Source organism: Streptomyces sp. NPDC000404, assembly GCF_040300365.1.
Lineage (GTDB): Bacteria > Actinomycetota > Actinomycetes > Streptomycetales > Streptomycetaceae > Streptomyces > Streptomyces ramulosus.
The window spans coordinates 547,064-571,021 of the sequence record NZ_JBEPDN010000001.1; the positions used below are offsets into that span (position 1 = coordinate 547,064).

The 23,958-nt window shown below is 74.4% G+C and carries 21 protein-coding genes and 1 riboswitch; of the genes, 13 read left to right on the forward strand and 8 right to left on the reverse strand.

Annotated elements, in window-relative coordinates; genetic code table 11:
• Positions 1-405: 405 nt before the first annotated feature.
• The 3 genes from ABT345_RS02425 to ABT345_RS02435 all read right to left on the reverse strand — a co-directional run bounded on the left by ABT345_RS02425 (position 406) and on the right by ABT345_RS02435 (position 3,030).
• On the reverse strand, positions 406-960 hold the full coding sequence (locus tag ABT345_RS02425; RefSeq protein ID WP_345083688.1) for a hypothetical protein: 555 nt from the start codon (positions 958-960) through the stop codon (positions 406-408).
• A 358-nt stretch (positions 961-1,318) separates the two neighbouring features.
• Positions 1,319-1,579, reverse strand: coding sequence for a ferredoxin (locus ABT345_RS02430; protein WP_345083690.1), 261 nt, complete (start codon positions 1,577-1,579; stop codon positions 1,319-1,321).
• Positions 1,579-3,030: an aldehyde dehydrogenase gene (locus ABT345_RS02435; protein WP_345083692.1), complete on the reverse strand. Its 1,452-nt coding sequence runs from the start codon at positions 3,028-3,030 to the stop codon at positions 1,579-1,581. Before ABT345_RS02435 ends, ABT345_RS02430 begins: the two co-directional genes overlap by 1 nt.
• 425 nt (positions 3,031-3,455) lie before the next feature.
• Between ABT345_RS02435 and ABT345_RS02440 the strand changes: the two genes are divergently transcribed.
• The 6 genes from ABT345_RS02440 (at position 3,456) to ABT345_RS02465 (ending at position 10,970) form a co-directional block, all read left to right on the forward strand.
• A complete protein-coding gene (locus tag ABT345_RS02440; protein WP_345083694.1) occupies positions 3,456-4,505 on the forward strand; it encodes a Strvi_7410 family MBL fold metallo-hydrolase in 1,050 nt (349 codons plus the stop codon).
• A 204-nt stretch (positions 4,506-4,709) separates the two neighbouring features.
• Positions 4,710-4,852, forward strand: a riboswitch (cobalamin riboswitch).
• Positions 4,853-5,022: 170 nt separating this feature from the next.
• Positions 5,023-6,294, forward strand: coding sequence for an SCO2321 family membrane protein (locus ABT345_RS02445; RefSeq protein ID WP_345083696.1), 1,272 nt, complete (start codon positions 5,023-5,025; stop codon positions 6,292-6,294).
• Entirely contained in the window at positions 6,294-6,947 is a 654-nt protein-coding gene (locus tag ABT345_RS02450; RefSeq protein WP_345083698.1) for an SCO2322 family protein, read from the forward strand. Before ABT345_RS02445 ends, ABT345_RS02450 begins: the two co-directional genes overlap by 1 nt.
• Positions 6,944-8,320: a CbiQ family ECF transporter T component gene (locus tag ABT345_RS02455; RefSeq protein WP_345083700.1), complete on the forward strand. Its 1,377-nt coding sequence runs from the start codon at positions 6,944-6,946 to the stop codon at positions 8,318-8,320. The genes ABT345_RS02450 and ABT345_RS02455 overlap by 4 nt, the downstream gene beginning before the upstream one ends.
• A complete protein-coding gene (locus tag ABT345_RS02460) occupies positions 8,317-10,041 on the forward strand; it encodes an ABC transporter ATP-binding protein (RefSeq protein WP_345083702.1) in 1,725 nt (574 codons plus the stop codon). The genes ABT345_RS02455 and ABT345_RS02460 overlap by 4 nt, the downstream gene beginning before the upstream one ends.
• Positions 10,038-10,970, forward strand: a complete 933-nt coding sequence (locus ABT345_RS02465; protein ID WP_345083704.1) for an ECF transporter S component — start codon at positions 10,038-10,040, stop codon at positions 10,968-10,970. The genes ABT345_RS02460 and ABT345_RS02465 overlap by 4 nt, the downstream gene beginning before the upstream one ends.
• A gap of 53 nt (positions 10,971-11,023) precedes the next feature.
• On the opposite strand, the gene ABT345_RS02470 is transcribed toward ABT345_RS02465, so the two are convergent.
• From ABT345_RS02470 to ABT345_RS02480, 3 genes are all read right to left on the reverse strand, one after another.
• Positions 11,024-12,070, reverse strand: coding sequence for a HEAT repeat domain-containing protein (locus tag ABT345_RS02470; protein ID WP_345083707.1), 1,047 nt, complete (start codon positions 12,068-12,070; stop codon positions 11,024-11,026).
• Positions 12,071-12,076: 6 nt separating this feature from the next.
• A complete protein-coding gene (locus ABT345_RS02475) occupies positions 12,077-12,745 on the reverse strand; it encodes a HEAT repeat domain-containing protein (RefSeq protein WP_345083709.1) in 669 nt (222 codons plus the stop codon).
• Positions 12,746-12,812: 67 nt separating this feature from the next.
• Positions 12,813-13,982 (reverse strand): steroid 3-ketoacyl-CoA thiolase, encoded by a 1,170-nt coding sequence (locus ABT345_RS02480; protein ID WP_345083711.1) that lies wholly within the window; start codon positions 13,980-13,982, stop codon positions 12,813-12,815.
• Between the two features lie 333 nt (positions 13,983-14,315).
• Here ABT345_RS02480 and ABT345_RS02485 point away from each other — a divergent pair, with 333 nt between their 5' ends.
• The 4 genes from ABT345_RS02485 to ABT345_RS02500 all read left to right on the forward strand — a co-directional run bounded on the left by ABT345_RS02485 (position 14,316) and on the right by ABT345_RS02500 (position 18,091).
• Positions 14,316-15,548, forward strand: a complete 1,233-nt coding sequence (locus tag ABT345_RS02485) for a cytochrome P450 (protein WP_345083713.1) — start codon at positions 14,316-14,318, stop codon at positions 15,546-15,548.
• A gap of 410 nt (positions 15,549-15,958) precedes the next feature.
• Entirely contained in the window at positions 15,959-16,576 is a 618-nt protein-coding gene (locus ABT345_RS02490) for a DUF6230 family protein (RefSeq protein ID WP_345083715.1), read from the forward strand.
• Between the two features lies 1 nt (position 16,577).
• Entirely contained in the window at positions 16,578-17,105 is a 528-nt protein-coding gene (locus ABT345_RS02495; protein ID WP_345083717.1) for a DUF6114 domain-containing protein, read from the forward strand.
• Positions 17,106-17,413: 308 nt separating this feature from the next.
• The gene (locus tag ABT345_RS02500; protein WP_345083719.1) at positions 17,414-18,091 is read left to right on the forward strand and encodes a hypothetical protein; all 678 of its coding nucleotides are present in this window, start codon (positions 17,414-17,416) and stop codon (positions 18,089-18,091) included.
• Between the two features lie 106 nt (positions 18,092-18,197).
• On the opposite strand, the gene ABT345_RS02505 is transcribed toward ABT345_RS02500, so the two are convergent.
• Both ABT345_RS02505 and ctaD read right to left on the reverse strand, forming a co-directional pair.
• The gene (locus tag ABT345_RS02505) at positions 18,198-18,545 is read right to left on the reverse strand and encodes a hypothetical protein (RefSeq protein WP_345083721.1); all 348 of its coding nucleotides are present in this window, start codon (positions 18,543-18,545) and stop codon (positions 18,198-18,200) included.
• The gene (ctaD, locus tag ABT345_RS02510) at positions 18,542-20,191 is read right to left on the reverse strand and encodes an aa3-type cytochrome oxidase subunit I (protein ID WP_386460006.1); all 1,650 of its coding nucleotides are present in this window, start codon (positions 20,189-20,191) and stop codon (positions 18,542-18,544) included. The genes ABT345_RS02505 and ctaD overlap by 4 nt, the downstream gene beginning before the upstream one ends.
• A 116-nt stretch (positions 20,192-20,307) precedes the next feature.
• On the opposite strand from ctaD, the gene ABT345_RS02515 reads away from it, so the two are divergent.
• The 3 genes from ABT345_RS02515 (at position 20,308) to proP (ending at position 23,796) form a co-directional block, all read left to right on the forward strand.
• Entirely contained in the window at positions 20,308-20,847 is a 540-nt protein-coding gene (locus ABT345_RS02515; RefSeq protein ID WP_345083723.1) for an RNA polymerase sigma factor, read from the forward strand.
• Complete coding sequence (locus ABT345_RS02520) at positions 20,840-21,853, forward strand: CU044_5270 family protein (RefSeq protein ID WP_345083725.1); 1,014 nt, start codon at positions 20,840-20,842, stop codon at positions 21,851-21,853. The genes ABT345_RS02515 and ABT345_RS02520 overlap by 8 nt, the downstream gene beginning before the upstream one ends.
• A 440-nt stretch (positions 21,854-22,293) precedes the next feature.
• Positions 22,294-23,796, forward strand: a complete 1,503-nt coding sequence (proP, locus tag ABT345_RS02525) for a glycine betaine/L-proline transporter ProP (protein WP_386460010.1) — start codon at positions 22,294-22,296, stop codon at positions 23,794-23,796.
• Positions 23,797-23,958 lie beyond the last annotated feature (162 nt).

Here is a 23,958-nt window from a genome sequence, read left to right on the forward strand (position 1 = left end):
ACTTCGGTGGGGCGGGGCGTGGGGGTACCCCGGCTGGAGCGGGGGGGGCGCCTCGGTGGGGTGGGAGGTTTCGCCCTGGTGCGAGCGGGGGCTTTGCCTTGATGGGGGGCCGGGCGCATTGCCTCGGTGGGGGCGGGGGTTTCGCCCCGGCGGGGCGGGAGGGGTTCCTTCCGGTGGGGGCAGGGGTAGTTGGCCCGCGAGGGGGCCTTTTCGACCCTTACGGGATGTTCCCTACGGGTCAGCGCCAAGCCCGCCCGCCGGACGCACAGCGACCACGCGTCCTCTTCGTACAGCTCCGCCGTACAGCTCCCGTACAGCTCCGCACCACGCCGCAGGGCCCGACGCCGTTCGCGTCGGGCCCTGTGTGCGGTGCGTATCCCCCGCCCCGTGGCGCGTGCTACCTGCTCACTTCTGGATCGGCGGGCAGTAACCGCTCTCCTCGCCGACGGAGTTGATCTCGGCGTTGGGGCGCGGGTCGCCCGCGTAGTCGATCTGGTCCGTGCACTTCACGCCCGGCTTCTTCGGCGTACCCGCCGGCTCGGCGCTCTTCTTCTCCGGCGCCGGGCACTGGCCGCTCCGCTCGCCGATCGAGTTGATCTCGGCGTTGGAGCGCGGGTCGCCGGCGTAGTTGATCTGGTCGGTGCACTTCGTGCCCGGCTTCTTGGGCGTGCCCACCGGCTTGGTGCCCTTCTCCGGCGCCGGGCAGTGGCCGGTCCGCTCGCCGATGGAGTTGATCTCGGCGTTGGACCGCGGGTCGCCCGCGTAGTTGATCTGGTCCGTGCACTTCACGCCGGACTTGTTGGGGGTGTCGGCCGCCGCGCCGCCGGCGGAGCCCTGGGGGGCCTTGTTCTCGGAGGACTTGGCGCTGCCCGCGGGGGACACCGCGGAGGACGAGGACGAGGTGTCGGTGCCGCCGTCCTGGCAGGCGGTGAGCCCGAATGCGGCGATCGTGATCACCATGGCGGCAGCGGCCTTACGAGCGTAGCGGCGGGTGGGGTGCGACACGTTCTTCCCGTTCTCTGCGAGGGGTGTTCCGGCTTCTGAGAACAAGACTGCCGACCGCCGCTGATGCTTCACCGACGTACCGGTAACGCTCCGCTGACGTCTGGTGGGAGGGGGCTACGGGGTGGGGGTCGGGGGTGGGGGCGGTGGCGGGGGCCCGTAGGGAAGATCCCGTAAGGGTCGGGAGGCCCCCTTGCGGGCCAACTACCCGCAGCCGCGGCGGACTTACCCCTTCCACGCCCTCGGGCCGCGCGCCCGCCCCGACGCCTCACACCCCGTCTGAACACCCCCGCGCCCTGGCCTCCCCCGCCTCCGCCTACCCCTCCCCCTCTCCCTCCACCTCTCCCTCCCCCGGTGGAAAGACCGCTTCTCCGCTGCTCGCCAGCGTGATGGCGATCGCCTCCACCGGGCAGCCCTCGGCCGCCGCCAGAACGGGCTCGGCCGCGTCCGTCTCCGGCGCCGACGGATGGGACTGGCGGGCGCTGTCGAGGCGGAAGTGGCCGGGGGCGGTGGCGGCGCACAGGCCGGAGCCGATGCAGACGCCGCGGTCGACGTCGACCTGCCAGCGGTCGCCCATCACGCACCTGCCGGGAGGTGGATCATCTTGTGCTCCAGGTATTCGCCGAAGCCCTCGGGGCCGAATTCGCGGCCGATGCCGGAGTTCTTGTAGCCGCCGAACGGGCCGAGCATGTCGATGCTGAAGGTGTTCACGGAGTACGTGCCGGTGCGGACGCGGCGGGCGAGGTCGACGCCGTGGTCGGTGTCGGCGGTCCACACGGAGCCGGACAGGCCGTACTCCGAGTCGTTGGCGATACGCACCGCCTCCGCCTCGTCCTCGTACGGGAGCAGGCAGATCACCGGGCCGAAGATTTCCTCGCGGGCGATGCGCATGGCGGGGGTGACGTCGCCGAAGAGGGTGGGTTCGACGTACCAGCCGGTGGGCCGGTCGGCCGGGATGCCGCCGCCGGCGAGGAGCTTGGCGCCCTCCTGGCGGCCGAGGGCGATGTAGTCGAGGGAGCGTTGCTGCTGGCGGCGGGCGACGAGGGGGCCCAGTTCGGTGGCGGGGTCGAGGGGGTCGCCGACGGTCAGGGCGTTCGCGGCGGCGGCGAACCGCTCGGCGATCTCGTCGTAGCGGGAGCGCGGGGCGAGGATGCGGGTCTGGGCGACGCACGCCTGGCCGTTGATCATCCAGGCGAACGGGGTGATCCCGGCGACCGCCGTGTCGAGGTCGGCGTCGGGCAGGATCACCGCGGCGGACTTGCCGCCCAGTTCCAGGGTGACGCGGGTGAGGTTGCGGGCGGCGACCTCCATGACGCGTTTGCCGGCGGCGACGGAGCCGGTGAACGACACCTTGTCGACGCCGGGGTGTCCGACCAGGTATTCGCTGACCTCGCGGTCGGCGGGGAGGATCGACAGGACGCCCGGCGGCAGGCCCGCCTCCGTCGCGATGTCGGCGAGGAGGTACGCGTCGAGCGGGGTCTCGGGCGAGACCTTGAGGACGACGGAGCAGCCGGCGAGGAGGGCGGGGGCGAGTTTGGCGGCGGCGGTGAACTGCGGGACGTTCCAGGGGACGACCGCGGCGACGACGCCGGCGGGCTCGCGGCGGACGATCAGCGGGCCGAGGATGCCGGTGCGGCGTTCCTCGAAGGGGAAGTCGCGGGCGACGGTGAGTGCGGCGTCCCAGACCAGCATCGCGGCGAGCGCCTGGACCATCACGCCGGAGGTGTAGGGGGTGCCGTTCTCGGCGCTGATGACCTTGGCGATCTCCTCGCTGCGGACGGCGAAGGCGTCCTTGATGCGGGTGATGACCGCGATCCGTTCGTCCAGCGGGGCGTCGGCCCAGACGCCGGAGTCGAAGGAGGCGCGGGCGGCGGTGACGGCGCGGTCGACGTCGGTGCGGGTGGCGTGCGGGACGCGGCCGATGAGTTGTTCGGTGTGCGGGGAGATCACGTCGAGGGTGTCGGGTCCGGCGGGGTCGACGAGCGCACCGCCTATGTAGAGCTTGCCGTGTTCGACGAGGTCGCTCATGGCTGCCGCCTCCCGCGGTCGGCCGCCCGCCGGGTGTCCGGGTCGGGCGGTAACTTCCGTCAACTGCCTGCGCGTCGAGCGTGTGGGGCGCGCCGTCCCGGGCCGTCCGCCGGGGTGGGCGGGGCGGCACCGGAGCCGTGCCGAAGGGGCACCGAATGGGTGCCGAAGGGATGTCGATGGAGCGTCACTCGGCTGGTTCTGACGGCGCGTCAGTTATGGGTCGTTGAACTGATACCACCTGCCGGAGCAGGAGTCCACAGGGCCCCGGGAACCGGCGGCGGGGCCTGCACCGACATCGCCTCCCCGAGCGGAACTCCGTTGAAACTCGTTCTAGTTATAGTGACGTGGCGTCCCGGCCCACGGCGGTGGTCCGGTGCATGCGGACGGCGCGAACCCGACGGGCGGCACACCGAGAGGGGACCGGGATGACGCAGGTGACCGACCACCGGGGCGGGGTGTGGAGCATCTCCGTGCCGCTCCCCGGCAATCCGCTCGGCCACACCCTCGTCCATCTGCTGGAGACCGGCCGCGGGCCGGTGCTCATCGACACCGGCTGGGACGACCCCGCCTCCTGGGACGCGCTGACCGCCGGGATCACCGCCTGCGGCTTCGCCGTCGCCGACATCCACGGCGTGCTGCTCACCCACCACCACCCCGACCACCACGGGCTGTCCGCCGCGGTGCGGGAGGCGTCCGGTGCGTGGATCGCGATGCACGCGGCGGACGCCGAGGTCGTCCGGCGCACCCGGCAGGCCCGGCCCGCCGCGTGGCGGGCGCAGCTGGCCGCGCGGCTGGCCGCCGCCGGGGCACCCGAGGAGCACCTCGCGCCGTTGCGGACAGCGCGCGGCGGGGAACTGCCCGGGCAGCGGGCGGCGGTGCCGGACCGGCACATCGCCCCGGGCGAACTGCTGGATCTGCCCGGTCGCCGGCTGCGCGCCGTCTGGACGCCGGGCCACACGCCCGGCCATGTCTGTCTGCATCTGGAGGAGGCGCATCCGGGACGGGCGCCGGGGGCGCGCGGCGACGAGGTGGGCGCCGGGTTCGGGCGGCTGTTCTCCGGTGATCATCTGCTGCCGGGGATCAGCCCGCACATCGGGGTGTACGAGGGGCCGGACGAGGCGCCGGCCGATCCGCTGGGCGACTACCTCGCGTCGCTGGAGCGGGTCGCGCGGCTCGACCCGGCGGAGGTGCTGCCCGCCCATCAGCATCCGTTCACCGATGCGGCGGGCCGCGCCCGGGCGCTGCTCGCGCACCACGAGGCGCGGCTCGGCGGGCTGGTGCGGCTGCTGGCGGAGCCGTTGACGCTGTGGCAGCTGACGGTGGCGATGGAGTGGAACCGCCCGTGGGAGCGGATCCCGTACGCCTCGCGGACCATCGCGGTGGCGGAGGCCGAGGCGCATCTGCGGCGGCTGATGGTGCTGGGCCGGGCGGCGGCGGTGCCGGGGTCGAATCCGGTGACGTACCGGGCGGTGTGAGGCGTACGGCGCGTACGACACGGCGGGGCGGCCACCGGGGACGGCGGTGGCCGCCCCGCTCCGGTGGCGGCGGGCCCGTTCGCCGCCGTACGGCGGTGTCCGCCGCGCCCCGGTGGCGGTCGTGCGCGGCCGGGCGCCGGGCCCCGCCGTCCCCCGGGAGGCGGTGGCCGCTGCCCCGTCCCCGGTCGCTTCGGTGGGGTGGCCGCTAAAATGTGCGGACAACTCCATGCGTGCCCGATCGGGGGAAGCCGGTGAAAATCCGGCGCTGACCCGCAACCGTCAGGGCGGACGTGCGCATGTGCGCGCCCCGTCCGAGCCGGAACACCCGAGTGGGCACGACAGGCTCCCGCCGCCGGCGGGCCGCATGCCGCGGCCGGACGGACGGCGGCACCGTCGAGGTATACGGAGCTGAGCCCGGTGCCCTCGCGCACGGCCCCGGCCGCCCGCGCAGGTGGACGGCCGAGCGTGGCCACCCACCCCGCGACGCCCCGAGCGATCCGACTGAGAGGCACCGACGATGGCCCCCCTGGCCCCTTCCCGCGCCGCGCTGCTGCGCCGCGCCGCCGTGGTGTGCGCCGCGGCGCTCGTACCGCTGGCGGCGACCGCGCCCGCCGCGTCCGCCGCCCCGGCGCCGTCCCCCGGGAAGCTGCCCGCGGGCCTGTACGGCTCCGGCGACCCGCAGTACGACGGCGTGTGGCGGCAGTCGCTGGCGCTGCTCGCCCAGCACACCGTGCAGGTCACGCCCGCCGCCGGGGCCGTGGACTGGCTGACCGGTCAGCAGTGCGCCGACGGCGCGTTCACCGCGTACCGCGCCGATGCGTCGAAGGCGTGCGGCGCCTCGACGATGCGGGACACCAACCAGACGGGCGCGGCGGTGCAGGCGCTGGCGGCGCTCGGCGGGCACGGCGCGACGGTGGAGAAGGCGGTGCGCTGGCTGACGTCGGTGCAGAACGACGACGGCGGCTGGCCGTCGATGCCGGGGTCGCCGAGCGACGCCAACTCCACCGCGGTGGTCATCGGCGCGCTCACCGCGGCGGGCCAGGACCCGGCGAAGGTCAAGTCGCCGAAGGGCCACACGCCGTACGAGGGGCTGCTGACGTTCCGGCTCGGGTGCGCCGCGAAGCCCGCCGAGCGGGGTGCGTTCACCTTCCAGCTCAAGGGCGCCGCGGCCAACGCGGACGCCTCGGCCGCCGCGGCGACCGGTGCGCTCGGCAAGGGCTTCGTCGTCCCGGCGGCGGGCAAGGACGCGGACACGCCGGTGGCCGCGCCGGAGTGCGGCGACGGGAAGAAGGAGCCGTCCGGGGCGGATGCCGCCGCGCTGAAGCAGGCCGCTTCGGGGGCGAGCGCGTACCTGGTGAAGGAGATGGACGCCAACGGGCAGCATCTGATGTCGGCGATGCCGGGCGCGAAGCCGCAGCCGGACGTCGGGAACACCGCGGACGCGGTGGTGGCGCTGGCCGCCGGCGGGCACGGCGCGGCGGCGGCCAAGCCGCTGGCGTGGCTGGAGAGGAACGGCCCGGCGTGGGCGAAGCCGGCCGGTCCGGCGGCGTATGCGCAGCTGGTGCTCGCGGCGCACGCCGCGGGCGCCGATCCGCGGGACTTCGGCGGTACGGACCTGGTGGCGGCGTTGAACGCGACCGGCCCGAAGCCGTCTCAGGGCGCGCGGAAGCCGGTGCCGGAGGAGAAGGGCACCGGGTCGATCAGCGCCTGGTGGCTGGTGCCGGTGGGGCTCGCCGCGGGCGCGGGCATCGGGTTCCTGATGAGCGGCCGACGGAAGCGCGGCAAGTGATGCGGGGTGCGCGGTGGGCCGGTGCGCTGGCGCTGGCCGGGGCGATATCGGTGTCGGTCGCGGGCCCGGCGCAGGCGCAGGAGTACCGGTACTGGTCGTTCTGGGACGGCGCGGCCGGGAAGTGGGCGTACGCGACGCAGGGCCCGGCGACGCTGCGGCCCGCGGACGGTGCGGTGGCCGGGTTCCGGTTCACGGTGAGCGCGGAGTCCTCGGCGGTGGACCGGCCGCGGGCCGCGGCCGATTTCGGGAAGCTGTGCTCCGGTACGCCCGAGAAGTCCGGGACGAAGCGGGTCGGCGTGGTCGTCGACTTCGGGTCGGCGGCGGACGCGCCGGACGGTGAGCGGCCGCCGGCGGAGCGGACCGCGTGTGCGCGGGTGCCCGAGGACGCGTCGGCCGCTGAGGCGCTGGCCGCGGTGGTGAAGCCGCTGCGGTACGACGCGCAGGGGATGCTGTGCGGGGTCGCCGGGTATCCGGAGGCGGGCTGCGCGGAGCAGGTGAGCGGTGCGGGCGCCGCGGAGCCGAAGGCGTCGGGGCGGCCGTCGGCCGCGGCGGACGGCGACGGCGGACCGTCGGCCGGGCTGATCGGTGGCGGCGCGGTGGTCGTGGTGCTGGGGGCGGCGGCGGTGTGGCAGGCCCGTCGCCGTCGCGGATGAGGGCGCCGCGGGCCACCCGGAGCACGGCGCTGCACGCGGGCGCCTGGTGGCTGTGGGCGCTGGGGCTGGCCGCGGCGGCGTCGCGGACGACCAATCCGCTGCTGCTGGGGCTGCTGATCGCGGTGGCCGGGTATGTGGTGGCGGCGCGCCGGACGGATGCGCCGTGGGCCCGGTCGTACGGCGCGTTCGTGAAGCTGGGGCTGCTGGTGCTGGGCATCCGGCTGGTCTTCGCGTTCCTGCTGGGGTCGCCGATCCCCGGGACGCACACGCTGGTGACGCTGCCGGAGTTGCCGCTGCCCGACTGGGCGCAGGGCGTCCGGGTCGGCGGCAAGGTCACCGCCGAGGGCCTGGTCTTCGCGCTCTACGACGGGCTGAAGCTGGCCACCTTGCTGATCTGCGTGGGCGCCGCGAACGCCCTGGCGAGCCCGGCGCGGCTGCTGAAGTCGCTGCCGGGGGCGCTGTACGAGGCTGGTGTGGCGGTGGTGGTGGCGATGACGTTCGCGCCGCATCTGGTCGCCGATGTGCGGCGGCTGCGGGCGGCGCGGCGGCTGCGCGGCCGCCCGGACCGCGGGTTCGCGGCGCTGCTCCAGGTGGGGCTGCCGGTGCTGGAGGGCGCGTTGGAGCGTTCGGTGGCGCTGGCCGGGGCGATGGACGCGCGCGGTTACGGGCGCCGCGCCGAGGTGCCGCGCGCGGTGCGGCGGATCACGGCGGCGCTGACGCTCGGCGGTCTGCTGGGCGTGTGCGCCGGGACGTACGGTCTGCTGGCGCAGGCGGGCGCGGGCCTCGGGCTGCCGCTGCTGCTCGCGGGGCTGGTGGCGGCGCTGGCCGGGCTGTGGCTGGGCGGCCGCCGCGCGGTGCGGACCCGGTACCGGCCCGAGCGGTGGGGCGTACGGGCCTGGCTGGTGGCGGGCGCGGGCGTGGCGGTGGCGGCGCTGCTGATCGCGGCGGGCGGCTACGCGCCCGAGGCGCTACACCCGCCGGCGGTGCCGCTGACCGCGCCGCGGCTGCCGCTGTGGCCGGCGCTCTCCGTCCTCGTCGGGCTGCTCCCGGCGTGGGTGGCGCCGCGCCCGGCGGACCTGACCGGGCGGGACGGCGACGGCCCCGGTGCGGGGCCGGACGGCGGCGGGCGGGCGCGGGCCACCGGGCGGGCACGGGCCGGACGCCCGGCGCCCGCCGACCGGTCGCCCGCCGGCCAGGAGTCTCCCGGGCGCGCCGCCGTCGGCGCGGGGCCGGGCGCCGGCCGGGAACGGCCCACCGGCCGGGAACGGCTCATCGGCCGGGAACGGCTCATCGGCCGGGCGCCCGCCCGCCGGGAGCGCCCCGCCTCCCACGCCTCTTCCCCCGCCCGCCCCACGAAGGAGCCCGCGCAGTGATCCGGTTCGAGCAGGTCTCGGTCGCCTACGACGAGGCGTCCGCGCCCGCCGTGCAGGGGGTCGACCTGACCGTCGCCGAAGGGGAGCTGTGCCTCCTCGTCGGCCCGTCCGGTGTCGGCAAGTCGACGCTGCTGAACGCGGTGTGCGGGCTGGTGCCGCACTTCACCGGCGGCACGCTCCGCGGCCGCGTCACCGTCGCCGGGCGCGACACCCGCACCCACCCGCCGCGCGAACTGGCCGATGTGGTCGGCACGGTCGGCCAGGACCCGCTGGACCGGTTCGTCACCGACACCGTCGAGGACGAGCTGGCGTACGGCATGGAGTCGCTGGGGCTCGCACCGGACGTGATGCGGCGCCGGGTCGAGGAGACGCTGGACCTGCTGGGGCTCGCCGGGCTGCGCGACCGTGCGCTGACCACGCTCTCCGGCGGGCAGCAGCAGCGGGTGGCCATCGGGTCGGTGCTGACCGCCCACCCCAAGGTGCTGGTCCTCGACGAGCCGACGTCCGCACTGGACCCGGCCGCCGCCGAGGAGGTTCTCGCCGTGCTCCAGCGCCTCGTCCACGATCTGGGGACGACGGTGCTGCTGGCCGAGCACCGCCTGGAGCGGGTGGTGCAGTACGCGGACCAGGTCATCCTGATGCCGGGGCCGGGCGCCGCGCCGCGGCAGGGCCCGCCCGCCGCGATGATGGCGCACTCCCCCGTGCGGCCGCCGGTCGTCGACCTCGGGGCGCTGGCCGGCTGGTCGCCGCTGCCGCTGTCGGTACGCGACGCCCGCCGCCGGGCCCCCGAACTCCGCGCCCGGCTGGGCACTGCCGAGCCGTCTCGGCCGGACGCCCCGGAACCGCCGCCCGAGGGCGCCGCGCCCGCTCCCCCGGCCCGTACGCGGCGTCCGAAGCGGTCCGGTCTGCTGCGGCGCCGCGGCGCCGGGCGGGGCGCGCCGGAGGGTGCCGTGCCCGGGGCGCCGCTCGCCGAGGTGCGGCGGCTGGCCGTCCGCCGGGGCCGGACCGAGGCGCTGCGCGCCGTCGATCTGACCGTCGGCGCCGGGGAGACAGTGGCGCTGATGGGCCGTAACGGCGCCGGGAAGTCGACGCTGCTTGGCGCGCTGGTGGGGCTGCACGAACCGGCGTCCGGGTCGGTCGCCGTCGGCGGCGCCGTGCCGCACCGCACCGCGCCCGGCACGCTGGTCCGGCACGTCGGACTGGTGCCGCAGGAGCCGCAGGACCTGCTGTACGCGGACACCGTCGCCGCCGAGTGCGCCGCCGCCGACCGGGACGCGGACGCCGCGCCGGGCACCTGCCGCACGCTGGTCGCACGGCTGCTGCCGGGCGTCTCGGACGCGACGCATCCGCGGGACCTGTCCGAGGGCCAGCGGCTGACGCTGGCGCTGGCCGTGGTGTTGACCGCGCGGCCGCCGCTGCTGCTGCTCGACGAGCCGACGCGCGGTCTGGACTACGCGGCCAAGGCGCGGCTGATCGAGGTGTTGCGGGAGCTGGCGACGCAGGGGCACGGCATCCTCCTCGCCACCCACGACGTGGAACTCGCCGCCGAACTCGCCCGGCGGGTCGTCATCCTGGCCGGCGGGGAGATCGTCGCCGACGGGCCGACCGAGGAGGTCGTGGTGTCCTCGCCCGCGTTCGCCCCGCAGGTCGCGAAGATCCTCGCGCCGCTGCCGTGGCTGACGGTGCCGCAGGTGGCCCGCGCCCTGGAGGCCACGCCGTGACGGCCGTACGGGAGCCGGCCACGGGCGCGGGACGGCAGGCGCGGGCGGTGCGGCTCGGGCCCCGGTCCGTCGTCGCGCTGGCGCTCGTCTCGGCGACGGGCGTGATGGCGTTCGGCTGGCCGCTGCTGGCCGCCTCCGCCTCCGGGCTCGCGCACTCCGCGGACGCGCCGTGGCTGTTCGCCGCGCTGCTGCCGATGCTGCTGGCCGTGGTCGTCGCGACGATCGGGGACTCGGGTCTGGACGCCAAGGCCATCGCGATGCTCGGCGTGCTGGCCGCGGCGGGCGCCGCGCTGCGCCCGCTCGGCGCGGGCACCGCGGGCATCGAGCCGATGTTCTTCCTGATGGTGCTGGCCGGACGGGTGCTGGGCCCCGGCTTCGGGTTCGTCCTCGGGTCGGTGGCGATGTTCGCGTCGGCGCTGCTGACCGGCGGCGTCGGGCCGTGGATGCCGTTCCAGATGCTGTCGATGGGCTGGGTGTCGATGGGCGCCGGACTGCTGCCCGGCGCCGACCGGCTGCGCGGTCGCCGCGAGCTGGCGCTGCTCGCCGGGTACGGGGCGGTGGCCGCGGTCGGCTACGGCCTGGTGATGAACCTCCAGGGCTGGCCGTACATCGCCGGCCTGGCCTCGGGCGTCTCCTTCGTGCCCGGCGACCCGCTCGCCGACAACCTGGCCCGCTACCTGGCGTACTGCCTGGCGACCTCGCTCGGCTGGGACCTGCCGCGCGCGGCGGTCACGGTGGTCCTCACGCTGACCGTCGGCGGCCCCCTGCTGAAGGCGCTGCGACGGGCGACCCGGCGGGCGGCGTTCGACGCACCGGTGGAGTTCGCGGCGCCGGAGGCGGAGCCGGAGCCGCCGGTACCGGTGGAGCCGTCGCCGAGCGGGCCGGGCTCCCGTGCGGCGTCCGGCCGGGGCGCGGCCCGCGAGCCGTAACCGGCAGCAACCCTGCACCCACCCACCGGGCCAACGCCCGCACGCCGCAACCCTCAGGAACCCCGCACCCCGCCGCCCCCGCCCGGCGCCGCCTCCGCCTCCGCCTCCCGCAGCATGCGGACGTACCCCGCAGTCACCGCCACGCCGGGGTCCTCGTCCCGTGCCAGTTCCGTGAGGGCGCGGGACGCCGTGGGGCCGGGGACGCCGGCCAGTGCCTGGGCGAGGCGCCGGCGGGCGGGGGCGCCCGCGGGGCCCGGGGTGAGGCGGGCGGTAAGGCTGGCGGCGATCTCCTCCGCGACCGCCGGGTCGCCCGCCAGGGTGCTCAGCGCATCGGCCGCGTCGACGTCGTTGGCGCCCTCGGCGACCATCCCGACGAGGGTGGGGACCGCCTCGGTCAGGCCCCGGGCGCCGAGCGTCAGGGCCGCGTCCCGGCGGACCGCGGTGTCGGGGTGGGCGAGGGCGGCGCGCAGCGGGGCCCGCGCCGCGTCGTCCGGGAGCGCGGCGAGGGCCTGTACGGCGCGCCGGCGGACCGCGGCGGCGGGGGCGTCGAGGGCCTCGGCCAGCAGTTGCGGCGCGCCGTCCCCGGAGCGGGCCAGGGCCCATTTCAGGGCGCCGGCGACGTTCGGCTCCCGCTCGCTCAGCACCGCCTCGACCAGGGCTTCCACCGGTGCCGGGCCGTCCGCCGCCGCGGCCAGGGCGGCGCGCTGGCGGCGTCCGGCGCTCGGCGACCCCAGCTCCTGGAGGAGGGCGACGGTCTGGAGGACGTCCGGCCAGTCGGCGGGCTCCGCGGCGCCGATCCGGCGGAGCCGGGTGAGCAGCGCCGTCTCCGCGGCGATGCGCTCCCGGGTCTGCCGGATGAGGTCGTCGACGAGCGCGGCGGGCGCGAAGCCGGGGCCGTCCAGCGCGCGCCCGACCTCCCGCAGCGACAGCCCCAGCGACCGCAGGCTCTCGACGTGGAAGAGGCGCCGCAGGTCGTCGCCGGAGTACTCGCGGTACCCGGAGCCGCTGCGGCCCGTCGGCCGCACCAGGCCGAGCGTGTCGTAGTGCCGCAGCATCCGGGCGGTGACCCCGGAGCGCCGCGCCACCTCGCCGATCAGCACCGTCGCTCACCCCTCCCGGCCGGCCGTGCCGAGAGCCACGATGCGCTTCGCCTCCTCGATCGCGCAATCGAACCCGGCGTCCGGGTCCCGCCGCAGCCGCTCCGTGGCGAGCGCATGGCGGCGTCTGCCCGGGTCGCGGTCGTGCGTCGCGGCGTCCACGACCGGTGTGCTCGCCGCGCCGAGCGCGATCAGCGCCCGGCTCAGGCTCAGCTGCGTCTCCCGCCCGCCGCGCCCGAGCTGCGTGGCCAGCGCCGCGGCCAGCTCCGCTGCTTCCTCCTCCGGTACGAGGACGACCGCCGCGCGCCAGGCGCTGCGGGCCACCTCGTCGTCGGCGTCGGTCAGCAGGGCGCGGGTGAGCGCCGGCCACGCCCGCCGGTCCCCGATCTTGGACAGGGTGTGCAGCGCCTGGCTGCGGGCCTGCGCGCGCGGCGAGCGCAGCTCACCGAGGAGCCCGGGGAGCGTCGCGTCCGACGGGTGCCGGGTGAGCGCCCACGTCAGCATCTCCCGTACGGAGAACTCCGGCTCGATCGCGCACCGTTCGATGAGCGGCGCCACGCACGGCGACCCCGGGTCCGTGCCGACCGCGAGCGCGGCCCGCAGCCGTACCGACGCGTCGCCGTGCGCCAGCGCCCGGAGCGCGCGCGTGGTGGGTGTGTCCTTGTCCGGCAGGGTCATCTCGACCACCTCCGGGGCTCAGCGAAGACCTTCGCACCGTGTGAAGGTCAAGCCGGATTCCGTCCCGTCACAGCCGCTGGATGATCGTCCCCGTCGCCAGCGCCCCGCCCGCGCACATCGTGATCAGTGCGAACTCCTTGTCGCGGCGTTCCAGTTCGTGCAGGGCGGTGGTGATCAGGCGGGCGCCGGTGGCGCCGACGGGGTGGCCCAGCGCGATGGCGCCGCCGTTGACGTTGACCTTCTCCAGGTCCTGGTCGAAGACCTGCGCCCAGGACAGGACGACGGAGGCGAACGCCTCGTTGATCTCGACGAGGTCGATGTCCTTGAGGGTCATCCCGGCCTTGCCGAGGACGGTGCGGGTGGCGTCGACCGGCCCGTCGAGGTGGAAGTGCGGATCGGCGCCGACCAGCGCCTGCGCCACGATGCGGGCGCGCGGCTTGAGTTTGAGGGCGCGGGCCATGCGCTTGGAGGCCCACAGCACGGCGGCGGCGCCGTCGGAGATCTGCGAGGAGTTGCCGGCGGTGTGGACGGCCTGCGGCATGACGGGCTTGAGGCCGCCGAGCGCCGCCATGGTGGTGTCGCGCAGCCCCTCGTCGCGGTCGACCAGCCGCCACATGCCCTGGCCCGCGGCCTGTTCCTCCTCGGTGGTGGGGACCTGGACGGCGAAGGTCTCCCGCTTGAAGCGCTCCTCGGCCCAGGCCTGCTGGGCGCGCTGCTGGGAGAGGAGGCCGAGCGCGTCGACGCGTTCGCGGGTCAGCCCGCGGCGGCGGGCGATGCGTTCGGCGGCCTCGAACTGGTTGGGCAGGTCGACGTGCCACTCGTCGGGCCAGGGCTTGCCGGGGCCGTGCTTGGAGCCGCTGCCGAGCGGCACCCGGGACATCGCCTCGACGCCGCAGCCGATGCCGATGTCGATCACGCCGGACGCGATCATGTTGGCGACCATGTGGTTGGCCTGCTGCGAGGAGCCGCACTGACAGTCGACGGTGGTGGCGGCGGTCTCGTAGGGCAGTCCCATGGTGAGCCAGGCGTTGCGGGCCGGGTTCATCGACTGCTCGCCGGCGTGGGTGACGGTGCCCCCGACGATCTGCTCGACGCAGTCGGGCTGGAGGCCCGTACGGCCGAGGAGTTCGCGGTACGTCTCGCCCAGGAGGTAGGCGGGGTGGAGGTTGGCGAGCGCGCCCTGGCGCTTGCCGATGGGGGTGCGTACGGCTTCGACGATGACGGGTTCCGCGGCCATGACTGACTCGTCCTCTCCTCGCGTCCGCGGGGCGTCCCGGCACCCACGGAAGAAGAACTAGTACGCGTTCTAGTTCTGCGGTCAGTCTCATGAGCCGTACCCCGGGGGCGCAAGGGGCATGCAGCCGCGGTATCGGCGTCCCGCGCGCCGGAGTTGGCCGCCGGGGCGCCCTTGCCGACGGGCGAATGACGCCGCAGCCCTTGCCACTTGTAGAACTCGTTACTACCTTCGCCGCGACATCTGATGACTCGTCAGAACCAGTGGTGGCGCCGGCGCCACCCGGCCCGCGACGGCCGGTCGCCGGGCCGCGACGGACCGGATCAGGAGCCGCCGATGCCATGCCCCGCGCTGCCCGAGGGTTTCGACTTCACCGACCCCGATGTCTACCAGTCCCGCGTCCCGCTCCCCGAGTTCGCCCGGCTGCGGGAGACCGCGCCGGTGTGGTGGTGCGCCCAGCCGCACAACATCGCCGGTTTCGGCGACGACGGCTACTGGGTGGTGACCCGCCACGAGGACGTCAAGGAGGTGTCCACCAAACCGGACATCTTCTCCGCGCACCGCAACACGTCGATCATCCGCTTCAACGACTCCATGACCCGCGACCAGATCGACGTCCAGAAGCTGATCATGCTGAACATGGACCCGCCCGAGCACACCCGGGTCCGGCAGATCGTGCAGCGCGGCTTCACCCCGCGCGCGGTGCGGGCGCTGGAGGACGCGCTGCGCGAGCGCGCCGGGGCGATCGTCGAGGGCGCGCGCCGCTCCGGCACCGGCGACTTCGTCACCGACATCGCCTGCGAACTGCCCCTCCAGGCCATCGCGGAGCTGATCGGCGTCCCCCAGGCGGACCGGGCGCGCATCTTCGACTGGTCGAACAAGATGATCGCCTACGACGACCCGGAACTCGCCATCACCGAAGAGGTCGGCACCACCGCCGCGATGGAGCTGATCTCGTACGCGATGAACCTCGCCGCCGACCGCAAGGCGTGCCCGGCCAAGGACATCGTCAGCAAGCTGGTCGCCGCGGAGGACGACGGCAACCTCGGCTCCGACGAGTTCGGGTTCTTCGTGCTGCTGCTGGCGGTGGCGGGCAACGAGACGACCCGCAACGCCATCACCCACGGCATGCACGCCTTCCTCACCCACCCCGAGCAGTGGGAGCTGTACAAGCGGGAGCGGCCCGCCACCGCCGCCGAGGAGATCGTGCGCTGGGCGACGCCGGTGGTCTCCTTCCAGCGCACCGCCACCCAGGACACCACCCTGGGCGGCGCGCGCATACGGGAGGGCCAGCGGGTCGGCGTCTTCTACGCCTCCGCCAACAACGACCCGGACGTCTTCGACCACCCCGAGGTCTTCGACATCACCCGCGACCCCAATCCGCACCTCGGCTTCGGCGGCGGCGGACCGCACTTCTGCCTCGGCAAGTCCCTCGCCGTCCTGGAGATCAACCTGATCTTCCAGGCCATCGCCGACGCCCTGCCGGACATCACCCTCACCGACGCGCCCCGCCGGCTGCGCTCGTCGTGGCTCAACGGCGTGAAGGAGATGCGGGTGCGGTACGTGTAGCCCCGCCGCCGTACGGGACGGGCCCGTCGCCTCCGGGGCGGCGGGCTTTCGTGCGCGCCCGGGGGCGGCGGGGCCGCGCGCCCACCGGACCGCGCCGCCGGGCCACGCCACCGGCCGCGCAGTCGGCCGAAAACCGTCGCACGCGTGTCCTTGCCAGCGGACAGCGGCGGAATTACATTCAACTCGCCGGTAACACCCGTGGTAACACCGGTAGTTCAGCGCCATCGGCAGCGCGCCGTCCGTAGCGCCTGCCGTCCGCTCCCGTACCGCCGCACGGCCACCGTGCCCGCCCGCGCCCCACGCCGCCCGCCGGCCGCGACGCCCGGACCGTACGCCGCGCACCCCCGCACCTGGCACGCCCCCACACGTTCGACAGCGCGACCCACCGCACTCTTCGAAGGGGACACGTCGTGAAGGACGCACACGGCAGACACGTCACGGGACGCATCAGCTGGCGGCGGTTCGCCGTGCTGACCGTCCCGGCCGTCGCCGGCACCGCCGCCTTGGGCATCGCCCTCGCCAACGGGGCGCTCGCGGCCTCGTTCGCCGTCTCGGGGCAGCAGTTCAAGGTGTCCGCGGACCGCCTCACCGGCGACGGATTCGCCCAGTACGGCAGCGTGGACACCAACGCCAGGGGCGACCTGCTGCCGGTCGCCGTCACCGCCATCAAGACCGCCGAACTGCACCATCTGTGCCAGTCCGTCGTCACCCACCTGCCGGTCCTCGGCGACATCTCGCTCAACCTGACGGCCGGCGCCGACAAGCCCGTACAGGCCACCAACCTGTTCGTCGACGCCACCCAGCTCGCCGGTGACGCCTCCTTCCACCGCATCGAGATCGGGCGGGACGCCTCGACGCTCGACAAGGGCCCGGACGACGCCAAGGGCCTCCAGGATCTCTTCGCGCAGCAGGCCGACGACGTCGCCATCAACCATCTGCGGCAGACCGCCTGGTCCACCAACGCCGGGACGTTCAAGCTCTCCGGGCTCAGCATGAAGGTGTCCAAGGGCACGAAGGAATGCTTCTGAGATGGGCGCCGCCCGAGCGCGGGCCCGCTGGCGGCGCTGGCGCCGGGGCCGTCCCTTCTGGGGCGGGCTGGCGGCGGTGCTGGCCGGGGCGGAGATCTGCGCCCTGCCGCTGGCCCCGCTGAAGATCATGCTCCAGCAGGGCATCGCCGGAGTCCCGTCGGTGCTGATGGGGCTGGTGATGGTCCTGATGGGCCTGTCGGCGTGGTTCACCCCGCAGCACCGGACCCTGGCCGGCGTCCTGACCGTGCTCGGCGCGATGGCCGCGCTCGTCATGTCCAACCTCGGCGGCTTCCTGCTCGGCACCCTCCTCGGCATCCTCGGCGGCGCCATGATCTTCGCCTGGCAGCCGGTGGGAAGCGGGCCGGCACCGGACGGGAACGCGGACGGGGACCGGGCCGAGGCGCCCGGCGCGGCCGAGGCGCCCGGCGCATCGGATACGGCTGCGGCCTCCGGCCCGCCGGACGTCGCCACGGCCCCGCCCGGGACGCCCGGCGCACCGGATACGGCCGTCGAAAGCCGCCTGCCGTGACGTCACCTCCCGTGCCGCCGCCTGCCGTGAACCGTCTTTCGTGAACCGTCTTCCGTGACGCGGTAGCCCCCGCCCGCCCCGGAGTCCGTCCCCGGAGTCCGTCACCCGAGTCCGTCCCCGTCTTCCGTACGGCACCCCCCTCGGCCTACCGGCCCCGTACGGCTGTCCTCACCCCGCGCGCGGCGCTGCCGTGCGCGCCCTGACGCCGCGCGGCCGCGCGCCCCCGCGCCGCCGTGCGCGCCCGCACCACCGCACTCCCCCTCACGGCCCGGGCCCCCGGGCACCCTCCCGTACGAAGGAGTCCAGTGATGACCCAGCACCTGCCCCGCACCGTGCTCACCGCGTCGGCCGGTATCGCGGCGGCCCTCGGGCTGACGCTCGCCGTGACCGGGCCGGCGACCGCCGAGCCCGCCCCCACCGCGGGCACCGCCGCCGCGTCCACCACCGTCACACCAGCCGGGCACGCCTTCGGCGCGAAGCTCTCCGGCTCCGCGACGTTCGCCGCCGGTTCGGTGACGGTGACCTGCACCGCCTCCGCCGCCACCGGTTCGGTGCCCGCCGCGCCCGGCAACACCAACGCCTCCGGGCCGGTGAGCAGCGCCGTCTCCGCGCCCACCTACAGCTCCTGCACCACGAGCATGCCGGGCGTCAGCGCCACCGTCACCACGACCGGCGACTGGACCGTCGCCCTGCAGAACGGCTCCCCGGTGACCGCCGGGCTCACCATGCCGTCGGGCGGGTTCGTACTGAAGACCAGCGGTCTGGCCAGCTGTACGGTGACCGCCGCGCCGACGGCGGCGGCGACCGTCAACGGCACCTGGACCAACGGCGCGCCGTCCACCCTGAAGTTCACCGATGCGGCGGTGCCGGTGAAGGTCGAGGGCGGCTTCGGCTGCCCGACGACCGCGACCAGCTCGAAGTTCAACGCCACCTACAACGTCAGCGACACCACCGACGCGGCGTCCCAGATCACCGTCGGCAGCTGATCCACCGCACCGCCCACGCACCGGTCGGCCCACGCACCGCACCGGTCCCGCCGCCGGTGGCCGCTCCCCCACGGCCACCGGCGGCACCGCCGGGAGCGGCGGCGCCTCATCTGCCGGCCAGGGCGAACCCCACCGCCGCCGCCAGCGCGACCGTGCCCGCCGCGTACCCGGTCAACAACCGCCGCCGCAGCGCCCGGTGGACGCCCGCGTACTCGGCGCGCAGCTCGGTGGCGCGGGCGGCGATGCGCTCCAGGGTGTCCCGCGACAGCTCCGCCTGGTCGCGGCAGTAGTGGCGGGCGACCTCCGCGCGCTGGGTCCCGGTGAGCCAGGGCAGCCCGGCGCAGAACTCCTCGGCCCGGCTCCGCGCCCGGCGCTTCTCCGCCTCCCACAGCAGGAAGCCCTCGATCTCGTTGATCGCCGCGTCGGTCCGCATGCCGCCGGTCGTCTCGCTCATGCCCGTCCGCTCCGCTCGGGCACCAGCGCCGCCCGCTCCCCGCTCCGCAGCGCATCGTCCTCGGCGGCTATCTCCGGATGGTGCAGATCGAACGCCGGGGATTCGGAGCGGATACGCGGCAGGGTCAGGAAATTGTGGCGCGGCGGCGGGCAGGAGGTCACCCATTCCAGGGAGCGGCCGTAGCCCCACGGATCGTCCGACTCGACCTTCTTTCCGTATTTCGCGGTCCTCCAGACATTGTGGAAGAACGGCAGGACGGAGAGGCCGAGGAGGAACGAGAAAATCGTCGATATGGTGTTCAGCGCGGTGAATCCGTCGGCCGCCAGATAGTCCGGGATGCGGCGCAGCATGCCTTCCGCGCCCAGCCAGTGCTGGACGAGGAAGGTGCCGTGGAAGCCGATGAACAGCGTCCAGAAGGTGATTTTCCCGAGCCGTTCGTCCAGCATCTTGCCGGTGAACTTCGGCCACCAGAAGTGGAATCCGGAGAACATCGCGAAGACGACCGTGCCGAAGATGACGTAGTGGAAGTGGGCCACCACGAAGTACGAGTCGGTGACGTGGAAGTCGAGGGGCGGCGAGGCGAGGAGGACGCCGGTCAGCCCGCCGAAGACGAAGGTGACGAGGAAGCCCATCGCCCAGAGCATCGGGGTTTCGAAGGAGAGCGAGCCCTTCCACATGGTGCCGATCCAGTTGAAGAACTTCACTCCGGTCGGCACCGCGATGAGGAAGGTCATGAAGGAGAAGAACGGCAGGAGGACGCCGCCGGTGGCGTACATGTGGTGTGCCCAGACCGTCACCGAAAGGCCCGCGATGGAGATCGTCGCGGCGATCAGACCGATGTAGCCGAACATCGGCTTGCGGGAGAAGACCGGAATGACCTCGGAGATGATGCCGAAGAACGGCAGCGCGATGATGTAGACCTCCGGATGCCCGAAGAACCAGAAAAGGTGCTGCCACAGCAGCGCCCCGCCGTTCGCCGCGTCGAAGATGTGGGCCCCGAATTTCCGGTCCGCCTCCAGGGCGAACAGCGCGGCGGCGAGCACCGGAAAGGCGAGCAGCACGAGGACGCCGGTCAGCAGGACGTTCCAGGTGAAGATCGGCATGCGGAACATCGTCATGCCGGGGGCGCGCATGCAGATGATCGTGGTGATGAAGTTGACCGAACCGAGGATCGTGCCGAAGCCGGACAGCGCCAGCCCCATGATCCACATGTCGGCGCCGACACCCGGCGTCCGGACGACGCCGGACAGCGGGGAGTAGGCGAACCAGCCGAAGTCCGCCGCCCCCTGCGGCGTGAGGAACCCGCCGACCGCGATCAGGGACCCGAACAGATAGAGCCAGTACGACAGCATGTTGAGCCGCGGGAAGGCGACGTCCGGCGCGCCGATCTGCAGCGGCATGATCCAGTTGGCGAACCCGGCGAACAGCGGCGTCGCGAACATCAGCAGCATGATCGTGCCGTGCATCGTGAACGCCTGGTTGAACTGCTCGTTCGAGAGGATCTGCAGGCCGGGCCGGGCCAGTTCGGCACGCATGAGCAGCGCCATCACCCCGCCGATGCAGAAGAACGCGAACGCGGTGACGAGATAGAGCGTGCCGATCGCCTTGTGGTCCGTGGTCGTCAGCCACTTCACGGGAGTTCTCATGTCCGGTAGGTGTCCGGCGGCCCGTCCGGTGTCACCGCCGCGCGCCCGCGGGGGCCGTGGGATGGATCACCGTGGCGGGGTGTGACGATCGGGGGCGTGCCGGACACCAACCGATCATGAGCACGGACGATGCCTTCGCCGCTGCCTACCGCGCCCACTACTGGGCGGTCAGCCGTTTCGTGGCGCGGCGGCTGGACGGGCAGGCGGACGAGGTCGAGGAAATAGTCGCGGAGGTCTTCTCCACCGCGTGGCGCCGCCGCGCGGACCTCCCCGACGCGCCGCTGCCCTGGCTGTACGGGGTGGCCCGCAACTGCCTGGCCAACACGGTGCGCGGCAAGGGCCGCTACCGCCGCCTCCTGCACCGCCTGGGCAACCACGAGATCGCGCACCGCAGGGGGACGGTGGAGAGCCCGGACGCCGAGCGGCCCGGCTCCTGGGTGCACGAGGCGCTCGCCCGGCTCTCCCCCGCCGACCAGGAGGTGCTGCGGCTGACGGCATGGGAGGAGCTGACCGTCGACGAACTCGCCGTCACCCTCGGCTGCGGCCGGAGCGCGGCGGCGATGCGGCTCCACCGGGCGCGGGCCCGGCTCCGTACCCAGATCGACCGGATGCGGACACCGGTGTCCGCGCGAGCAGGAGGCGAGTGCGATGGATGACGAACTGGAGCTGCTGCGCACGGCCGATCCCGCGCCGGCGCACACCGGCCCCTGGCGGGATCAGCCCCTCGACCACCGGGCCGAGCGGGCGCTGAACCAGCTGCTGTACCGCAACCGCCGCCGGAAGATCGGCCGGCGGCTGGTGCTCCGCGCCGAGGCGGCGGCGCTGGCCCTCTTCGCGGTGCTCGCCTACACCCTCTCCGGGCCCGGCTCCACGCCCGCCGCCGCGGTGCCGGCCGCCCTCCAGGTGCGCTCCGGTGCGCCGTCCGTGCCGCTGGCCGAGCTGGCGCGGCGCGCCGAGGCGTACGCCGCCGCGGCGGACCCCGGGGCCGGGCCGCACCGGGGCAGCCATCTGCAGAGCTGGTACCTGGACCGCCGCACCGGCACCGCGGACGCGCCGCCGGTGACCGTGCCCGAGGAGCGGCTGACCCGGTGGAACGCCGACGGCAGCGGCACCGAACTGGTGGTGGCGACCGATCCGCGCCACCCGGGGCGCCCGGTGATCCACACCACCGGCGACGGCCGCCGCAGCACCGTCGAGGACGGGAAGGTGCTGCACCGGGTGGCGTACCCGGCGGGCGCCGAGACGCAGCGCGGCGGTCTGGCGTCGCGCACCCCGCCGCCGGAGGACCCCAAGGCGCTGCGGCGGCTGCTGGGCGCGCTGTACGGCGAGGCGGACGGCGGGACGCCGCAGCTGCTCCAGGCGCTGTCCGCGTTCCGTCAGGAGTGGACGCCGGGCCCGCGGGAGAACGCCGCCGTGGTGCGGCTGCTCGCCGGCGCCGGGGAGCTGCGCCCGGTGGGGCCCGTCACCGACCGGCTGGGCCGCCGCGGCCAGGCGTACGTCTGCACCGGGCGCCCGGGCGCCATGGAGGGCATCCGCCAGATGCTGATCCTCGACCCCGCGGACGGCCGTCTCCTGGGCAGCGAGACGACCACGACGGAGGACATTCCCGGGACGCGGGTGAAGGCCGGTGCGGTGCTGTCGTACGAGGCGTGGATGGAGTGAGCGGCGGCCGCCGGGTGGCGGCCCCGGCGGGACGGGCGGATCCTTGAGTGACGCGACGATCCCCCGGCGCGGCGGCCCCCTGCGGGCCGCCGCGCCGTTCGCGTTTGCCGGGCCCGGTCCGGGGCAGACGAACGGGTCGGCGGGGCCGCGGAAAGGCGTGCGGGCGGGGCGCGCGCCGGGGCGGCTCGCGCGGGGTGTGGGCCGCGTCACCCCGGCGTGCGGTTGCAGGCTCTCGCCGCGATATGGCTCACACCACGGCTCGCCGCACGACCACGACGGAAGCCGCGTTTGCCCTGCGAGGAGCGGGTAGGGGAGTGTTTGCGCGGTCATCCGTGCACCGTCCGTGATGACCGAGTCTGCCCCTATGGTCGACTTTCGCCCGTCACCCGTGACGGGACTTTTTCTTGTAGTCGACCCAGAGAGCGCAGGCGAGCGAGCACGTGCCGACGCAGTCCCCCGTCGCATCGGGGCCCCGTGGCAAGAGCGGCAGCCGGACGGCTGCCGCATCCGACTCGGAACAGCGCACCGGGGGAACACCCTCCGGCGGGTCAGCCGGCGAGGTGACCGTCGTCGAGCCGGCGATGGTCAAGCGCGCGGTCTCCGCCGCGGCGCTGGGCAACGCGATGGAGTGGTTCGACTTCGGCGTCTACAGCTACATAGCCGTCACCCTCGGCAAGGTCTTCTTCCCGTCCGGGAACCCGACGGCGCAGCTGCTGTCGACGTTCGGCGCATTCGCCGCGGCGTTCCTGGTCCGGCCGATCGGCGGCATGGTCTTCGGACCGCTCGGCGACCGCATCGGCCGCCAGAAGGTCCTCGCCCTCACCATGATCATGATGGCGGCGGGCACCTTCTGCATCGGCCTGATCCCCTCGTACGCCTCGATCGGCGTCGGCGCCCCGATCCTGCTGCTCGTCGCCCGCCTGGTGCAGGGCTTCTCGACCGGCGGTGAGTACGGCGGCGCGTCCACCTTCATCGCCGAGTACGCGCCCGACAAGAAGCGCGGCTTCCTCGGCAGCTGGCTGGAGTTCGGCACCCTGGCGGGCTACATCGGCGGCGCCGGTCTGGTCACCTTGATGACCGCGCTGCTCTCCACCGACGACCTGCTGTCCTGGGGCTGGCGGATCCCGTTCCTGATCGCGGGCCCGATGGGCATCATCGGCCTCTACCTGCGGATGCGCCTGGAGGAGACCCCGGCCTTCGCGCAGCTGGAGCAGGAGGCGCGGACGAAGGAGAAGGAGCGCCGCCAGGCGGAGAAGCGCGTCGGCATCCGCGAGATGGTCCTCGGCCAGTGGCGCGCGATGCTGCTCTGCGTCGGCCTGGTCCTGGTCTTCAACGTCACCGACTACATGCTGCTGTCGTACATGCCGAGCTATCTGACCTCGGAGCTGAAGTACGACGAGACGCACGGGCTCATGGTCGTCCTCGCGGTGATGGCCGTGATGATGTGCGTCCAGCCGTTCGCGGGCCGGGCGAGCGACCGCTTCGGCCGCCGCCCGGTGATGGCCGCGGGCTGCGCCGGGTTCCTGCTCCTCTCGGTGCCCGCGCTGCTGCTGATCCGGCAGGGCTCGCTGCTCGCCATCGCCCTCGGCATGGGCGCGCTGGGCCTGCTGCTGGTCTGCTTCACCTCCACGATGCCGTCGACGCTGCCCGCGCTCTTCCCGACGAAGGTCCGCTACGGCTCGCTGTCCATCGGCTTCAACATCTCCGTGTCGCTCTTCGGCGGCACCACCCCGCTGGTCGTCACGGCACTGATCGGCGCCACCGGCGACCGCATGATGCCCGCCTACTACATGATGGGCGCCGCCGTCATCGGCGGAATCGCGGTCTGGCTCATGTCCGAGAGCGCCTGCAAGCCGCTCCCCGGCTCACCCCCCGCGGTCGAAACCGAGGCGGAGGCCCGCGAGGTCATCCGCACCGCCCGCCAGGAGACGGCAACGGCCTGACGGGCCGGCTGTTACGAGCACGGTTCGCCTGCGGGACGCGGCTCGTCGGCGGGACGGGAAACAGGCAGGAGCCCGGTGCGTCACGGCACCGGGCTCCGGTGCGTTCGGGGGCGGTCCCGCGTCCGCTCCGGTCGGCCCGCGGTGGCGGCGGGCCGGGCCCGG